The 15,382-nt window shown below is 60.4% G+C and carries 14 protein-coding genes; 9 read left to right on the forward strand and 5 right to left on the reverse strand.

Annotated elements, in window-relative coordinates:
- The first annotated feature begins 102 nt into the window (after window positions 1-102).
- Window positions 103-1,008, forward strand: a complete 906-nt coding sequence (locus tag ABV589_RS08585) for a LysR family transcriptional regulator (protein WP_367085564.1) — start codon at window positions 103-105, stop codon at window positions 1,006-1,008.
- Between the two features lie 158 nt (window positions 1,009-1,166).
- Entirely contained in the window at window positions 1,167-1,343 is a 177-nt protein-coding gene (locus ABV589_RS08590; RefSeq protein WP_007964044.1) for a hypothetical protein, read from the forward strand.
- 131 nt (window positions 1,344-1,474) lie between these two features.
- On the opposite strand, the gene ABV589_RS08595 is transcribed toward ABV589_RS08590, so the two are convergent.
- Window positions 1,475-2,359, reverse strand: coding sequence for a helix-turn-helix domain-containing protein (locus tag ABV589_RS08595; protein WP_367085565.1), 885 nt, complete (start codon window positions 2,357-2,359; stop codon window positions 1,475-1,477).
- Window positions 2,360-2,536: 177 nt separating this feature from the next.
- Between ABV589_RS08595 and pobA the strand changes: the two genes are divergently transcribed.
- Together pobA and ABV589_RS08605 are read left to right on the forward strand one after the other, a co-directional pair.
- Window positions 2,537-3,730 carry a 4-hydroxybenzoate 3-monooxygenase gene (pobA, locus tag ABV589_RS08600; RefSeq protein ID WP_123588615.1) on the forward strand — a complete coding sequence of 398 codons (1,194 nt, stop codon included), beginning with the start codon at window positions 2,537-2,539 and terminating at the stop codon, window positions 3,728-3,730.
- A gap of 79 nt (window positions 3,731-3,809) precedes the next feature.
- Entirely contained in the window at window positions 3,810-5,327 is a 1,518-nt protein-coding gene (locus tag ABV589_RS08605) for an MDR family MFS transporter (protein ID WP_367085566.1), read from the forward strand.
- 97 nt (window positions 5,328-5,424) lie between these two features.
- On the opposite strand, the gene ABV589_RS08610 is transcribed toward ABV589_RS08605, so the two are convergent.
- From ABV589_RS08610 to ABV589_RS08625, 4 genes are all read right to left on the reverse strand, one after another.
- Window positions 5,425-6,270 carry a cache domain-containing protein gene (locus ABV589_RS08610; protein ID WP_367085567.1) on the reverse strand — a complete coding sequence of 282 codons (846 nt, stop codon included), beginning with the start codon at window positions 6,268-6,270 and terminating at the stop codon, window positions 5,425-5,427.
- Between the two features lie 234 nt (window positions 6,271-6,504).
- Window positions 6,505-7,359 (reverse strand): ATPase, encoded by an 855-nt coding sequence (locus ABV589_RS08615; RefSeq protein WP_367085568.1) that lies wholly within the window; start codon window positions 7,357-7,359, stop codon window positions 6,505-6,507.
- A 116-nt stretch (window positions 7,360-7,475) separates the two neighbouring features.
- Entirely contained in the window at window positions 7,476-8,468 is a 993-nt protein-coding gene (locus ABV589_RS08620; protein ID WP_367085569.1) for an NAD-dependent epimerase/dehydratase family protein, read from the reverse strand.
- A gap of 52 nt (window positions 8,469-8,520) precedes the next feature.
- Window positions 8,521-9,414, reverse strand: coding sequence for a LysR family transcriptional regulator ArgP (locus ABV589_RS08625; protein WP_007964029.1), 894 nt, complete (start codon window positions 9,412-9,414; stop codon window positions 8,521-8,523).
- Window positions 9,415-9,509: 95 nt separating this feature from the next.
- Between ABV589_RS08625 and ABV589_RS08630 the strand changes: the two genes are divergently transcribed.
- The 5 genes from ABV589_RS08630 to ABV589_RS08650 all read left to right on the forward strand — a co-directional run bounded on the left by ABV589_RS08630 (window position 9,510) and on the right by ABV589_RS08650 (window position 15,366).
- Entirely contained in the window at window positions 9,510-9,911 is a 402-nt protein-coding gene (locus ABV589_RS08630; protein ID WP_367085570.1) for an ACT domain-containing protein, read from the forward strand.
- A 6-nt stretch (window positions 9,912-9,917) separates the two neighbouring features.
- The gene (locus ABV589_RS08635; protein ID WP_202368903.1) at window positions 9,918-10,520 is read left to right on the forward strand and encodes a LysE/ArgO family amino acid transporter; all 603 of its coding nucleotides are present in this window, start codon (window positions 9,918-9,920) and stop codon (window positions 10,518-10,520) included.
- A gap of 176 nt (window positions 10,521-10,696) precedes the next feature.
- Window positions 10,697-11,293 carry a Fe-Mn family superoxide dismutase gene (locus ABV589_RS08640; RefSeq protein WP_003227660.1) on the forward strand — a complete coding sequence of 199 codons (597 nt, stop codon included), beginning with the start codon at window positions 10,697-10,699 and terminating at the stop codon, window positions 11,291-11,293.
- Window positions 11,294-11,762: 469 nt separating this feature from the next.
- A complete protein-coding gene (locus tag ABV589_RS08645) occupies window positions 11,763-13,814 on the forward strand; it encodes an EAL domain-containing protein (RefSeq protein ID WP_367085571.1) in 2,052 nt (683 codons plus the stop codon).
- A 208-nt stretch (window positions 13,815-14,022) separates the two neighbouring features.
- Window positions 14,023-15,366, forward strand: a complete 1,344-nt coding sequence (locus ABV589_RS08650; protein WP_007964025.1) for an imelysin family protein — start codon at window positions 14,023-14,025, stop codon at window positions 15,364-15,366.
- Window positions 15,367-15,382 lie beyond the last annotated feature (16 nt).

Here is a 15,382-nt window from a genome sequence, read left to right on the forward strand (position 1 = left end):
TGATCCGAATGCCGGGTTGGCGATGGGACAGAGCTTAGTTGCCTGACTCGGTACAAAAAATGCGATGCTTGGACATAGTTTGTTTCTGAAAGCGGGCAAATCATGGATCGTCTTCAAGCAATGCGCGTGTTTGTCACGGTGGTGGATCTGGGCAGCCAGTCGGCGGCCGCCGATCATCTGGACCTGTCGCGGCCGGTGGTGTCGCGTTATCTGGCGGAGCTGGAAGACTGGGTCGGCGCGCGCCTGATGCACCGCACCACACGCAAGCTGAGCCTGACTGCCGCCGGCAGCGAAACCCTGCCGCGCTGTCGGCAGATGCTCGAACTCTCGACCGACATGCAGGCGGCGGTCAGCGAACCTCACGATGCGCCGCGCGGTTTGTTGCGCATCAGCGTCAGCACCTCGTTCGGCCAGGCGCAACTGGCCGATGCCATGGCGGCGTACGTCAAGCGCTACCCCGGGGTCAGCATCGACCTGCAGATGCTCGACCGCACGGTGAACCTGGTGGATGAACGCATCGATCTGGCGATCCGCACCAGCAATGACCTCGACCCGAACCTGATCGCCCGACGCCTGACCGTGTGCCGCTCGGTGGTTTGCGCCGCACCGGCTTATCTGCGCGATAACCCGTCACCGCAGCGCGTCGAGGACCTGAGCCGGCACAACTGCCTGACGCACTCGTATTTCGGCAAGAGTCTGTGGCATTTCGAAGAGGACGGCGAGCCAGTTTCAGTGCCGGTGCAGGGCAACATCAGCGCCAACGAGGCCAGCACTCTCTTGCGCGCAACCCTGGCCGGTGCGGGCGTGGCGATGCTGCCGACCTATCAGGCCGGGGTGCATGTGCATGCCGGTGAACTGGTGCGTTTGCTACCGCATGCCGAGCCACGGCAGATGAACATCTACGCGGTGTACGCCTCGCGCAAGCACATGCCGGCGGCGCTGCGCAGCATGCTGGATTTTCTGGTGCAGCGGTTTCCAGAGAATCCAGAGTGGGATGTGGGGTTGTAGAAAAGCAAAAGATCGTCCGAACGCGGCCCGAACCTGAGGCAGCTCCTACACATAACCCTGTAGGAGCTGCCACAGGTTCGGGCCGCGTTCGGACGATCTTTTGATCTTGTTCTATGCTGAAAGTAATACCGCAGGGTATGCGTTCAGAGGTCTACGCCATGAACATCAGAACAAGAAGGTACTTCGCGATTTTCATCACCTGCGCCGCCACGCTGGCGCTGTACGGCACCGCGGCCTGGCGGGTCGAGCAACTGCGACAACTGCCCCGCGAGTACGCGAGCTGCAATTTCGAGCGCTGCATTCCGCACAATGCGACGCTGAACGCATTGCGCTGATCGGGGTTGCTATCAATCCTGTGGGAGCTGGCTTGCCAGCGATGGCGGTGGCCCAGACGCCTTCAGTGCTGACTGACAGGACGCAATCGCTGGCAAGCCAGCTCCCACAGGGATCAGTGGTGGCAACAGATTCACTGCTCGGCCTTCAACCGGTCACGAAACGCCTTTGGCGAAATCCCCACCCTGCGCCGGAACAGGCGCGTGAAGTTGGTCGGGTCGGAAAACCCCAACAACTCCGACATCTCGTAAATGGTCATGCTGGTGTAGGTCAGCAAACGTTTGGCTTCCAGCAACTGGCGTTCGTGCATGATCTGCAGCGCTGGCTGCCCCGCCAGTTCGCGGCAGGTGCCGTTGAGGTGTGATACCGAAATCCCCAAACGATGCGCGAGGTCTTCGACCTTCACATGCTGGCGGTACGTCTCCTCCACCAATTGAATGAACCCGTTGAGGTATTCGCGCTGGCGTTGCGGCCGCTGGCTGGCGTTATGGCGCACGAGCGCCTGACGGCTGACCCAGACCATGATCACGCTGACCAGCGAATGCATGAGCATTTCCCGCGCGGGCTGATGGCCGTTGTACTCGGCCTGCAACGCGGAAAACAGACTGTTCAGGTACTGCGCGTCCTTGCCCGCCGGGTAGTGCTCGGCCTGGGCCAGTGCGTGCACCGAACTGCCCAGTTGCGCCTGCAGGTGATTGATCAGCGGATTGGCGAGGGTGACGACAAAGCCTTCGACGTCCTCGGAAAAACGAAAGCCATGCACCGACAACGGTGGCAGGACTTGAATCGCGGGTTCATCGAGCTGCGTGCGTTGACCTTCGATTTCAAGCTCTGCCTGACCTTTGAAGACGAAGAGCAACTGGCACAAATCGGCGTGGCGGTGGGGTTTGATTTCCCATTGATGTTCGCGGCTGCGTTTGGAAATGGTTTCACAGTGCAGCAAGTCAGGGGTCGGCCAGTCCAGGCTTTCACCGTAGAGCTTGAACACCGGAATCGAAGGCAGGTCAGGCTTGTTCATCACTTCAATCCAGGCCTCGAGGTTGCGGGCGATAATCGCACCGATTGGCAGAATGTACAGGTATCGGCTCAGTTTTCACCTTCAATTGACAGACCCGCAAGGGAAAAATGCAAGCACTCGATCCACAAAAATCATTCACCGGCGCCTGTCGCGTGAAGCTTGCGAGTCATAAAAACAATGAAAACGCTGAAAACCCAAGTCGCCATCATTGGCGCCGGTCCGTCCGGATTGCTCCTCGGTCAGTTGCTGCACAACGCCGGAATCGACACCCTGATTCTCGAACGCCAGACACCCGATTATGTGCTCGGACGAATTCGCGCCGGCGTGCTTGAACAAGGCATGGTAGAGCTGTTGCGTCAGGCCGGGGTGGGTACACGCATGGATGCCGAAGGGTTGGTGCATTCCGGCTTCGATCTGGCGCTGGATGGGCGTCTGGCACACATCGATCTGCAGGGTTTGACCGGCGGAAAAACCGTGATGGTTTACGGCCAGACCGAAGTCACGCGCGACCTGATGGCCGCTCGTCGGGAGGCCGGTGCGCTGTCGTTTTATGAAGTGAGCGATGTCGTTCCTCACGGCATGAAAAGCGACGAGGCCTTTGTCACCTTCGAAAAGAACGGTGAAACCTGGCGCGTCGATTGCGATTACATCGCCGGTTGCGATGGTTTTCACGGCGTGGCCCGGCAGTCAATTCCCGAGGCCTGCCTGAAGATCTTCGAGCGGGTCTATCCGTTCGGCTGGCTGGGAATTCTCGCTGACACCCCGCCGGTGCACGAAGAACTGGTCTATGCGCGCCATGAACGCGGCTTCGCCCTGTGCAGCATGCGTTCGGCCACCCGTACCCGTTATTACCTGCAAGTGCCGGCCGAGGAAAACGTCGCCGACTGGTCCGACGAGCGCTTTTGGGCTGAGCTGAAAACACGTCTGCCCGCCGCGCTTGCCGAGAAACTGGTGACTGGCCCGTCGATTGAAAAAAGCATCGCGCCGCTGCGCAGTTTTGTCGTCGAACCCATGCAGTACGGGCGGATGTTTCTGCTCGGCGATGCAGCGCACATTGTGCCGCCCACCGGTGCCAAGGGTCTGAACCTGGCCGCCAGCGATGTCAGCACGCTGTTCAACATTCTGCTGAAGGTTTATCGCGAAGGGCGCACCGATTTGCTGGAGAAATATTCGGAAATCTGCCTGCGCCGGGTATGGAAAGCTGAACGGTTTTCCTGGTGGATGACCAGCATGCTGCACCGCTTCGACGAGCACGACGATTTTAGCCAGCGGATCAGCGCCTCGGAACTGGACTACTTTGTCAGTTCCGAAGCGGGGCGAAAAACCATTGCAGAAAATTACGTCGGACTTCCGTACGAGGCTATCGAATAGCCTGCTATCGACTTACACTGGCGAGCATCCACCCGCGTGCGATGGCAGCGCGGGTCCATCACTGCCCGCAGGCTTGCCCGTGACCAATCTCAATCACCCTGAAACGCCCAAACCGGCTATTCGCAGCGTGCTGGTCGCGCTGATGCTGGCAATCTTTCTCGGCGCACTGGACCAGACCATCGTCGCCGTCTCGATGCCCGCCATCTCCGCACAGTTCAAGGACGTCAGCCTGCTGGCCTGGGTGATTTCCGGGTACATGGTGGCAATGACTGTGGCCGTGCCGATCTACGGCAAGCTCGGCGATCTGTACGGGCGACGCAAACTGATGCTGTTCGGCATGGGCCTGTTCACCCTCGCCTCGCTGTTTTGCGGCATGGCGCAAAGCATGGAACAACTGGTGCTGGCGCGGATTCTCCAGGGCATCGGCGCCGGCGGGATGATTTCGGTCAGTCAGGCGATTATCGGCGACATCGTCCCGCCGCGCGAACGCGGGCGTTATCAGGGTTATTTCAGCAGCATGTATGCGGTGGCCAGCGTCGCCGGGCCGGTGCTCGGCGGCTACATGACCGAGTACCTGTCGTGGCGCTGGGTTTTTCTGATCAATCTGCCACTGGGGCTGGGCGCCTGGTGGGTTGCCAATCGCAATCTGCGCGGCCTGCCGATTCCACAACGCAAACCGATCATCGACTACCTCGGCACGCTGTTGATGATCATCGGTTTGACCGCCCTGCTGCTGGCCATCACTCAGGTCGGTCAGGGCCATTCGTGGCGCAGCAGCGAAGTGCTCGGCTTGTTCGCCTGTGCGGTGCTGGTGCTGGCGGTGTTCGTCTGGCATGAACGCCGGGCACGCGAACCGCTGCTGCCGATGCACTTGTTCACAAACCGCAACGCGTTGCTGTGCTGGTGCACGATTTTTTTCACCAGTTTCCAGGCGATCTCGCTGATCGTGTTGATGCCGCTGCGCTTTCAGAGCGTCACCGGCGCCGGGGCCGATGCGGCGGCGTTGCACTTGCTGCCGCTGGCGATGGGCCTGCCGATTGGCGCTTATTTCGCCGGGCGTCGCACCTCGATCACCGGTCGCTACAAACCACAGATTCTGACTGGCGCGCTGCTGATGCCGATCTCGATTCTCGGCATGGCGTTCACCCCGCCGGATGCGACGCTGGTCAGCAGCCTGTTCATGCTGCTCAGCGGGATCGCCGGCGGCATGCAGTTCCCGACTTCGCTGGTGGGCACGCAGAATTCAGTGGAACAACGCGACATCGGCGTCGCCACCAGCACCACCAACCTGTTCCGCTCGCTGGGCGGCGCGGTGGGTGTAGCGTTGATGTCGGCGCTGTTGCTGGCGTTGTTGCAGGATTCGAGCTTTGCCCATCTGGCGAGCAACTCGCTGCTCAGCGAGGGGCATTCGGGCAACGTGCTGCTCGACGGTCTGAACGCCGCCCCGGGTGATGCGCAAAACGCCCTGCGTGCCGAGCTTTCGGTGACGTTCCGGCATTTGCTGTGGGTGAGTACGGCGGTGTCGCTGCTGGGGCTGGCGGCGGCGATTGCGATGCCGAACAAGTTGCTGCGGGGGCGCGAGCACGGCGCCAAATAACAGCAAAAGATCGCAGCCTGCGGCAGCTCCTACAGGGATGCATTCCCATGTAGGAGCTGCCGAAGGCTCGGGCCGCGTTCGGACGATCTTTTGATCTTCAAGGGCTGTAGTAACCCACAGCCACCAGAAAATGCCCGACCTTCTTCAGGTAGGCATGCTTGTCTTCGACCTTGCCGGTCACCGGGTTTTTCCAGCGGTATTCGTATTCGCCGTCGTCCTGTTTGGCGATCAGCGCCAGAATCGGCTCGCCCACCGGTTTGCCTTCCGGGTCCTTGATCTTGCTGAAGTCGGTATTGATCAGGCGCAGGTTGGTGCCATGGGCCACGTAGCGCTGGGTGTCAAGATCGACCACGAACACGTACAGGTCATCCTGCAGGTAACCGCCCTTGAGCGAATTGATGGCTGTCAGCGTGCCCTTCTCGTCCTTTCCCAGATCGGTCGCCGCCTTGTCGAGCAGTGCCTTGGCCTGCTCGGCTGACGCACGCGGCAGGTAATAACCGACTGCCAGAATGCGCTGACCGATGCGCTGGTAATACACATGTTTGCGCTCGACCTTGCCGTCCGTCCAGTTCTGCCAGCGGTATTCGGCTTGCTGGATGCCGTTGCCTTCCGGCACCAGCAATGCATCCTTGAAGGCCTTCTGCAGATCCGGCCCGAGCACCTCGCTGACATCGCGGCCGATCAAGGCTGAGGAAGGCCCGCCGCTGGCGAGCATCACGCCTTTGGTGTCGACCACGAACACGTAGCGATCCTTGTCGACGAACTCACCCTGACGGCTGAACGCGGCGAAAGCCTTGTCGCCATTGTCGTGGTAATAGGCCAAAGCCTTTTCCAGCAAAGCGATGGCGGCCTTGCTGTCGTCCTTTTGTGTAGCGGCGTTGACCTGCCCTGCCCCCACAAAAAGCATCACCCCGAGCCACGCCACTTTATGCAAAAAACCCATAACGCATCCCTCGTTCTTGTTGGTGTTTCAAGAGCGTAGACGGCTTGGGATCGGACGGAGGTCGAAGATGAATCCAGAAGTTGCGGTATCCCCTGTGGCGAGGGAGCTTGCTCCCGCTCGGCTGCAAAGCAGTCGCAAAACCTGCAAATGCGCTCTACCTGAACGAAAGCAGGGGAGCGCTTCGCACTCCAGCGGGAGCAAGCTCCCTCGCCACAAGATATCCTGACTCAGGCCTTATGGCCGGGCATTGATCTGCTGCTGCAGATTCTGGATCTGCGCCTGCAGGGTGTTGAGGTTGCGGGTCATCTGGCCACGGAACGCATCGAACTCAGCGGTATTGCCGCCACCCTGTGGCGTTGCCGGGCGGTTGTCCTGTTCACTCTTGAGAACGACGATTTCCTGCTCCAGGCGCTCGATCGCTGCGTTCGAGTTGCCCTGCTTTTTCAGCGCAGCGATATCAGCGCCTAGGCTTTTCAGCTGGGCGTCATAACTCTTGAGCTGGGCGTCGACCTTGCTGGTATCCGCCGGTGCGCTTTTCAGCGTTGCGAGTTCGGCGCTCAAAGCTTTGACCTGGGCCTGCAACTGGGTGTTGGCGTTCTGTTGTTCGGTGGTCTGCGCGGTCATCTGCGCCAGACGCTTGTCCAGATCGCTGGCCTGACCGACCACGCCTTGCTGCTGCTTGCTTTGATCCAGCAACTGGGTTTCCAGCTGTTTGATCTGCAGCTTCAACGCTTCGCTGTCGCTGTTGACGTTGCTCTGGCTGGCGACGACTTTGCCGGAAATGTCCTGCAGGCGCCCCGCCGCTTCCTCGCTGATGCGCGCAAAGCTTTCCTGAGTCGCGACCAACTGCTGCTCCATCAGCGAAATCTGCTGGAAGCTCCACCAGGCCAGACCGATGAAGGCAAAGAACAACGCGCCGACCAGTGCCCACAGCGGCCCGGTACTCGCAGCCTTGACCTTGACCACCGGCGGCGTACGCGAGTGCACGGAGGTGCGGGCGGTGGGCGGAATGTCATCGTCGTCAAAGGTGTCGGCCCGCAGGCTCGGTACATCGTCGAAATCGTCGTTGGCATCGTTACGCATGGACATTGAGGCAACCTTTGTGGAACGCGGTGATGGCTAAATGCTGCGAAGTATAACCGCCGCAGCCGCAGGGATTGACCCTCAAGCGGCAGTGCGGTTCATTGCCGGCCAACCGACTTGTATCAACGGATGTCCTGAGCTTTCCACCAGCCACAGAACTCGTCGAGGGCCGACCACAGGCTGACTTTCGGATCGTAGTCCAGATAATGCCGGGCGCGGCTGATGTCGAGGGTGAAATTTTTCTTCATCACTTGCATGCCCAACCGCGACAGGGTCGGCTCCGGGCGGCCCGGCCAGAGTTTGCACACGCCTTCGTTAAGCGCCGCGACGCTGTAGGCCAGACCGTACGAGCGGTATTTAGTGACCTGCGGCACTTCCATCTTGCGCATCACGTAATTGACCACATCCCACAACGGCACCGGCGCGCCATTGCTGATGTTGTAGGCCTTGCCCAACGCAGAGCCGGCCGCCAGCAGACTGCTGAGCAGCGCTTCGTTGAGGTTCTGCACGCTGGTAAAGTCGACCTTGTTCAGGCCATCGCCGATGATCGCCAGACGTCCCTTGCGCTGCATGTTCAGCAGGCGCGGGAAGATGCTCATGTCGCCGGCGCCAGTGACGAAACGCGGGCGCAGGGCGATGGTTTCCAGACCGAATTCCTGTGCGCCAAAGACCTTTTGTTCGGCCAGGTATTTGGTCGCCGCGTAGTGATGTTTGAAGCGCTTGGGCACTTGCTCTTCGGTCAGGCCAAGGTGGTCGCGGCCATCAAAGTAGATCGACGGCGACGACAGATGCACCAGCCGCCGCACGCGCTGCTTGAGGCAGGCCTCGACGACGTTCTCGGTAACCTGCACGTTGCCCAGATGAAAGTCCTGATAGCGTCCCCACAAGCCGACGGCACCGGCGCAGTGCACCACGGCTTCGACGTCGCTGCAGAGGTCGCGCACCAGATCCGCATCGGTCAGATCGCCCGGAACGAACTCGGCGCCACGGCGCACCAGATGCTCGACGCTTTCGGCCCGGCGACCGTTGACCCGCACGTCCAGGCCCTGCTCCAAAGCGAAACGCGCAAAGCGTCCGCCAATAAAGCCGCTTGCGCCGGTGACCAGAATTTTCATGTAACGCTCCGATGTCTTTCGTTTACCTATACGTCTTTCTTGACGCTGACCATCAGCCCAAGGGCACCAGCCAGCGCGGTGAAGAACGTAGCAATTGCTCGGTCAGCAAGCCCAGCAACTGACCGCCATTGCGCCAATGATGCCAGTACAACGGCACATCGATCGGTTTATCTGGCAACAGTTCGCGCAATACGCCGCGTTGCAACTGATCGCGCACTTGCAGTTCCGGCACCAGTCCCCAGCCGAACCCGGCTTCGGTCAGGCGCACAAAGCCTTCGGAGGACGGGCACAAATGATGCTCGAAACCGCCATCGACACCGAGGGATGCGAGGTAACGATGCTGGAGAAAATCGTCCGGCCCGAACACCAGCGCCGGCGTGCGCGGCAGCTGTTCGGCGCGCACGCCGTCGGGGAAATGCCGCTCGATGAACGCCGGACTGGCCAGCGCCCGGTAACGCATGGCCCCGAGCAACACGCTGCGCGCCCCGGCCACCGGGCGTTCGCTGGCACAGACACACGCCGCCACCTCCCCGGCACGCATGCGCTTGAGGCCGACGGTCTGATCTTCCACCACCAGATCCAGCAACAAATGCTGTTCGGCGCAGAAATCACCCACGGCTTCGGCCCACCAGGTGGCGAGGCTGTCAGCGTTGATGGCGATACGCAATCGCTCCGGCAGCCCCTCTTCGTCGAGCGCCGGCACCAAGGTCTGCAAGTCACGTTCGAGCAGGCGTACCTGCTGCACATGGTTGAGCAGCCGCCGGCCAATTTCCGTCGGTGACGGCGGCGTGCCGCGCACCAGCACCGGTTGGCCGACCCGCGCTTCCAGCAGTTTGATCCGCTGGGAAATCGCCGATTGTGACAAGCCCAGCACCTGCGCGGCGCGTTCGAATCCGGCCTGCTCGACCACGGCGGCCAGCGCGGAAAGCAATTTGTAGTCGAACATCAGTTTTCCTAATGAGCGATCAGCACTATTGGTTTTTCTTATACCGCTTTCGGCCGGAGAATAGCCAGCAAGCACTCTTATCAAGGAACACTGCAATGGCTGGCGAAACCTCACTCACGACCTTGCTGCGCAGCATGAGCCCGCAGCTCAACGCCGGCGAATACGTGTTTTGCACCGTGCCTGACAACTTGTTGCCGAGCGGGCTGGAGATTGTCGGCAGCTTCCGCGAGCAGGAAGGCCTGACCGTGATCCTTGAACGCTCCCAGGCTGAACACGCCGGGTTCGCTTTCGATTATGTCGCAGCGTGGATCACCCTCAACGTGCATTCGGCACTGGAAGCAGTCGGCCTCACCGCTGCGTTCGCCAGCGCATTGGGCAAGGCCGGGATCAGTTGCAACGTGATCGCCGGTTACTACCACGATCATTTGTTTGTCGGTCAGGCCGACGCCGAACGCGCCATGCACGTGCTGCGCGATCTCGCAGCCAACGCGGAGTAACTCTTTATGTGGCAAAGCTATGTGAACGGCCTGCTGGTGGCCTTGGGGCTGATCATGGCGATCGGTACGCAGAACGCTTTTGTGCTGGCGCAGAGTCTGCGCCGTGAACATCACCTGCCGGTGGCGGCGCTGTGTGTCGCCTGCGATGCGCTGCTGGTGGCGGCCGGGGTGTTTGGTCTGGCCACCGTGCTGGCGCAGAACCCGACATTGCTCGCGGTGGCCCGCTGGGGCGGCGCCGTCTTTCTGATCTGGTACGGCAGCCAGGCGCTGCGCCGGGCGTTCTCGAAACAGAGTCTGGATCAGGGCGAAAACCACACCGTACGCTCGTTGCGCGCGGTGATGCTCAGCGCATTGGCAGTGACCCTGCTCAACCCGCACGTCTATCTCGATACGGTGCTGTTGATCGGTTCTCTCGGCGCACAGCAGTCGGTGCCGGGCGCTTATGTCGTGGGCGCGGCGAGTGCCTCGCTGCTGTGGTTTTTCACCCTCGCCCTCGGTGCCGCATGGCTCGCGCCGTGGCTGGCGCGACCGAGTACCTGGCGGATTCTTGATCTTCTGGTGGCAGTGATGATGTTTACAGTCGCAGGGCAATTGATATTGGCGCAGTGATTTATTCCAAACAGCTCTGGAACCTCTATCCCACACAGTTGTTGCGTGGTTAAGCCTTGACCCCGGTGCTATGATCCGAACCCTGCGCCGCAAAGAGTAAAAACTCGTCGGTGCATTTCTGGCCGCCCGTGATCGGCCTTGCGCTCACCGCAACAGACCTGATTAGGAGAATCATCATGGCTTTCGAATTGCCGCCGCTGCCTTACGCACACGATGCCCTGCAGCCGCACATTTCCAAGGAAACCCTGGAATTTCACCACGACAAGCACCACAACACCTATGTCGTGAACCTGAACAACCTGGTGCCAGGCACCGAGTTCGAAGGCAAGACCCTGGAAGAGATCGTCAAGACTTCCTCGGGCGGCATCTTCAACAACGCCGCTCAGGTCTGGAACCACACTTTCTACTGGAACTGCCTGGCGCCAAACGCCGGCGGTCAACCAACCGGTGCACTGGCTGAAGCGATCAACGCAGCCTTCGGTTCGTTCGACAAGTTCAAGGAAGAGTTCAGCAAAACCTCGATCGGCACTTTCGGTTCCGGCTGGGGCTGGCTGGTGAAAAAGGCTGACGGTTCCCTGGCCCTGGCCAGCACCATCGGCGCCGGCAACCCGCTGACCAGCGGCGACACCCCGCTGCTGACCTGCGACGTCTGGGAACACGCTTACTACATCGACTACCGCAACCTGCGTCCGAAGTACGTTGAAGCGTTCTGGAACCTGGTCAACTGGAAGTTCGTTGCCGAGCAGTTCGAAGGCAAAACCTTCACCGCTTAAGCTGCGCGCCAGATAAAAAAACCCGGCTGATGCCGGGTTTTTTTATGCCTTTGATTTCTGTAGGAGCTGCCGCACCGTGCCACAATTTCTGGCGCCTCTGTTTTCCTGTAGGAGCTGCCGCAGGCTGCGATCTTTTGACTTTGATTTTTTAAAGCAAGATCAAAAGATCGCAGCCTGCGGCAGCTCCTACAGGAATAGCGTTTTTCTCACGATGAATGCTGGCTCCGGCCGCTTGCCGGGGCAGCACAGCGGGCTACCATCAAATCAGCGAAAATTTGTTCCACACCGCTCAAGTTGAGGGCCGAAACTACCGACACAGTACAAATAGAGCTGGGACTCCAGACAGCAGTAATTCGGCCAAGGCCACGGGCAAATGTTCCGAGGCTTGATTGTCCCTTTGACTGCCAACACGGGATTGCCAATACTCATGGCAACTTGACGCTACCCGCACGGAACAAGGAATAACCCTTTGAAGCTGGAACTCAAGAACAGCTTGTCGGTGAAGTTGCTCCGGGTCGTGCTCCTTTCGGCATTGATCGTCGGCGTAGTCTTGAGCTGCGCCCAGATTGTTTTCGATGCCTATAAAACCCGCCAGGCGGTGGCCGGCGATGCGCAGCGCATCCTCGACATGTTCCGCGATCCCTCGACTCAGGCGGTCTACAGCCTGGACCGGGAAATGGGCATGCAGGTGATCGAAGGGCTGTTTCAGGACGACGCGGTGCGCCAGGCTTCCATCGGCCATCCCAACGAAGCGATGCTCGCGCAGAAATCCCGTGAGTTGCAGCACTCCAACAGCCGCTGGCTGACTGACCTGATTCTCGGTCAGGAACGCACCTTCACCACCCAACTGGTCGGTCGCGGCCCCTATAGCGAGTATTACGGCGACCTGAGCATCACCCTCGACACCGCGACCTACGGCGAGAGTTTCCTCGTCAGTTCGGTGATCATTTTCATTTCCGGTGTATTGCGCGCCCTGGCCATGGGTCTGGTGCTGTATCTGGTCTATCACTGGCTGCTGACCAAGCCGCTGTCGCGGATCATCGAGCACCTGACCGAAATCAACCCGGATCGCCCCAGCGAGCACAAGATTCCGCAGCTCAAGGGCCACGAAAAAAACGAACTCGGCATCTGGATCAACACCGCCAACCAGTTGCTCGAATCGATAGAACGCAACACCCACCTGCGCCACGAAGCGGAAAACAGCCTGCTGCGCATGGCCCAGTACGACTTCCTCACCGGTCTGCCGAACCGCCAGCAATTGCAGCAGCAACTGGACAAGATTCTGGTCGACGCCGGCAAGCTGCAACGCCGGGTCGCGGTGTTGTGCGTTGGGCTGGATGATTTCAAAGGGATCAACGAGCAGTTCAGCTACCAGACCGGTGACCAGTTGTTACTGGCGTTGGCCGACCGCCTGCGCGCCCACAGCGGTCGCCTCGGCGCCCTCGCCCGGTTGGGTGGCGACCAGTTCGCCCTGGTGCAGGCCGATATCGAGCAACCTTATGAAGCGGCAGAGCTGGCGCAAAGTATCCTCGATGATCTGGAAGCGGCGTTTGCCCTCGACCATCAGGAAATCCGCCTGCGCGCGACCATCGGCATCACCCTGTTCCCCGAAGACGGCGACAGCACCGAGAAGCTGTTGCAGAAGGCCGAGCAGACCATGACGTTGGCCAAGACTCGTTCGCGCAACCGCTATCAGTTCTACATCGCCAGCGTCGACAGCGAGATGCGTCGCCGTCGCGAACTGGAAAAAGACCTGCGCGACGCACTGATTCGCGACCAGTTCTACCTCGTCTATCAGCCACAGATCAGCTACCGCGATCACCGGGTGGTCGGGGTTGAAGCGCTGATTCGCTGGCAGCATCCGGAACACGGTCTGGTGCCGCCGGACCTGTTCATTCCGCTGGCCGAACAGAACGGCACGATCATCGCCATCGGCGAGTGGGTGCTGGATCAGGCCTGCAAGCAATTGCGCGAATGGCACGATCAGGGCTTCGTCGATCTGCGCATGGCGGTCAACCTGTCCACCGTGCAACTGCACCACGCCGAGCTACCGCGGGTGGTCAACAACCTGTTGCAGATTTACCGCCTGCCGCCGCGCAGCCTCGAGCTGGAAGTCACCGAAACCGGCCTGATGGAAGACATCAGCACCGCCGCCCAGCATCTGCTGAGCCTGCGCCGCTCCGGGGCGCTGATCGCCATCGACGACTTCGGCACCGGCTATTCATCGCTGAGTTATCTGAAAAGCCTGCCGCTGGACAAGATCAAGATCGACAAGAGCTTCGTCCAGGATCTGCTGGATGACGACGACGATGCGACCATCGTTCGCGCGATCATCCAGCTGGGCAAGAGCCTGGGCATGCAGGTGATTGCCGAGGGCGTGGAAACCGCCGAGCAGGAGTCCTACATCATCTCCGAAGGCTGTCACGAAGGTCAGGGTTACCACTACAGCAAGCCACTGCCGGCCCGGGAGCTGGGCGCTTATCTCAAGCAGGCCCAGCGCAGCAACGCGGCTATTTTATAAAGTCAAAAGATCGCAGCCTGCGGCAGCTCCTACATTTGGAATGCATTCCCCTGTAGGAGCTGTCGCAGGCTGCGATCTTTTGATCTGCGTAAACAAGAAATATTTCCAGCCACAACCCTTTACACATAATGCGAAAGATTTGCATTATGTCGCAGCTTTGCGCACCCCCGCGCCCTGTCCATTCCATTACCGAAGCAGGATGTTCGCCATGATTCGTATGCCTTTGGCTACCGCCAGTCTGCTGGCCATCGCTATTTCCCTCGCCGGTTGCGGCGAAGGCAAAGACAAGGCTGCCGCCCCGGCCACGCCGACGCCGGCCGCCAGCACCGCTGCCGCACCAGCACCTGCCGCTGCCGGTAAAGTCGATGAAGCCGCTGCCAAGGCTGTGGTCGCGCACTACGCCGACATGGTCTTCGCCGTTTACAGCGATGCCGAATCCACCGCGAAAACCCTGCAAACCGCCGTCGACGCGTTCCTCGCCAAGCCGAACGCCGACACTCTGAAAGCCGCCAAGGCTGCCTGGGTTGCTGCGCGCGTGCCTTACCTGCAGAGCGAAGTGTTCCGCTTCGGCAACACCATCATCGACGACTGGGAAGGTCAGGTGAATGCCTGGCCGCTGGACGAAGGCCTGATCGACTACGTCGACAAATCCTACGAACACGCGCTGGGTAACCCGGGCGCCACCGCCAACATCATCGCCAACACTGAAGTACAGGTCGGCGAAGACAAGGTTGACGTGAAGGACATCACCCCGGAAAAACTCGCCAGCCTCAACGAACTGGGCGGTTCCGAAGCCAACGTCGCCACCGGCTACCACGCGATCGAATTCCTGCTCTGGGGCCAGGACCTGAACGGCACCGGCCCGGGCGCTGGCAACCGTCCGGCTTCGGATTACCTGGAGGGCGCAGGCGCCACCGGCGGTCACAACGATCGCCGCCGTGCGTACCTGAAAGCCGTGACCCAATTGCTGGTCAGCGACCTGGAAGAAATGGTCGGCAACTGGAAGCCGAACGTGGCTGACAACTACCGCGCCACCCTGGAAGCCGAGCCTGCCGAATCCGGCCTGCGCAAAATGCTGTTCGGCATGGGCAGCCTGTCCCTGGGTGAACTGGCGGGCGAGCGCATGAAGGTTTCGCTGGAAGCCAACTCCCCGGAAGACGAACAGGATTGCTTCAGCGACAACACTCACAACTCGCACTTCTACGATGCCAAAGGCATTCGTAACGTGTACCTGGGCGAGTACACCCGCACCGACGGCACCAAGCTGACCGGCGCCAGCCTGTCGTCGCTGGTGGCCAAGGCCGACCCGGCTGCCGACAACGCGCTGAAAGCCGATCTGGCCGCTACCGAAGCCAAGATCCAGGTCATGGTCGATCACGCCAACAAGGGTGAGCACTACGACCAGTTGATCGCTGCGGGCAACACCGCCGGCAACCAGATCGTGCGTGACGCCATCGCCGCCCTGGTCAAGCAGACCGGTTCGATCGAAGCCGCTGCCGGCAAGCTGGGCATCAGCGACCTGAACCCGGACAACGCTGATCACGAGTTCTGATCACGCGCGTTCGACT

Origin of the sequence: Pseudomonas sp. HOU2, from assembly GCF_040729435.1 — a bacterium.
Lineage (GTDB): Bacteria > Pseudomonadota > Gammaproteobacteria > Pseudomonadales > Pseudomonadaceae > Aquipseudomonas.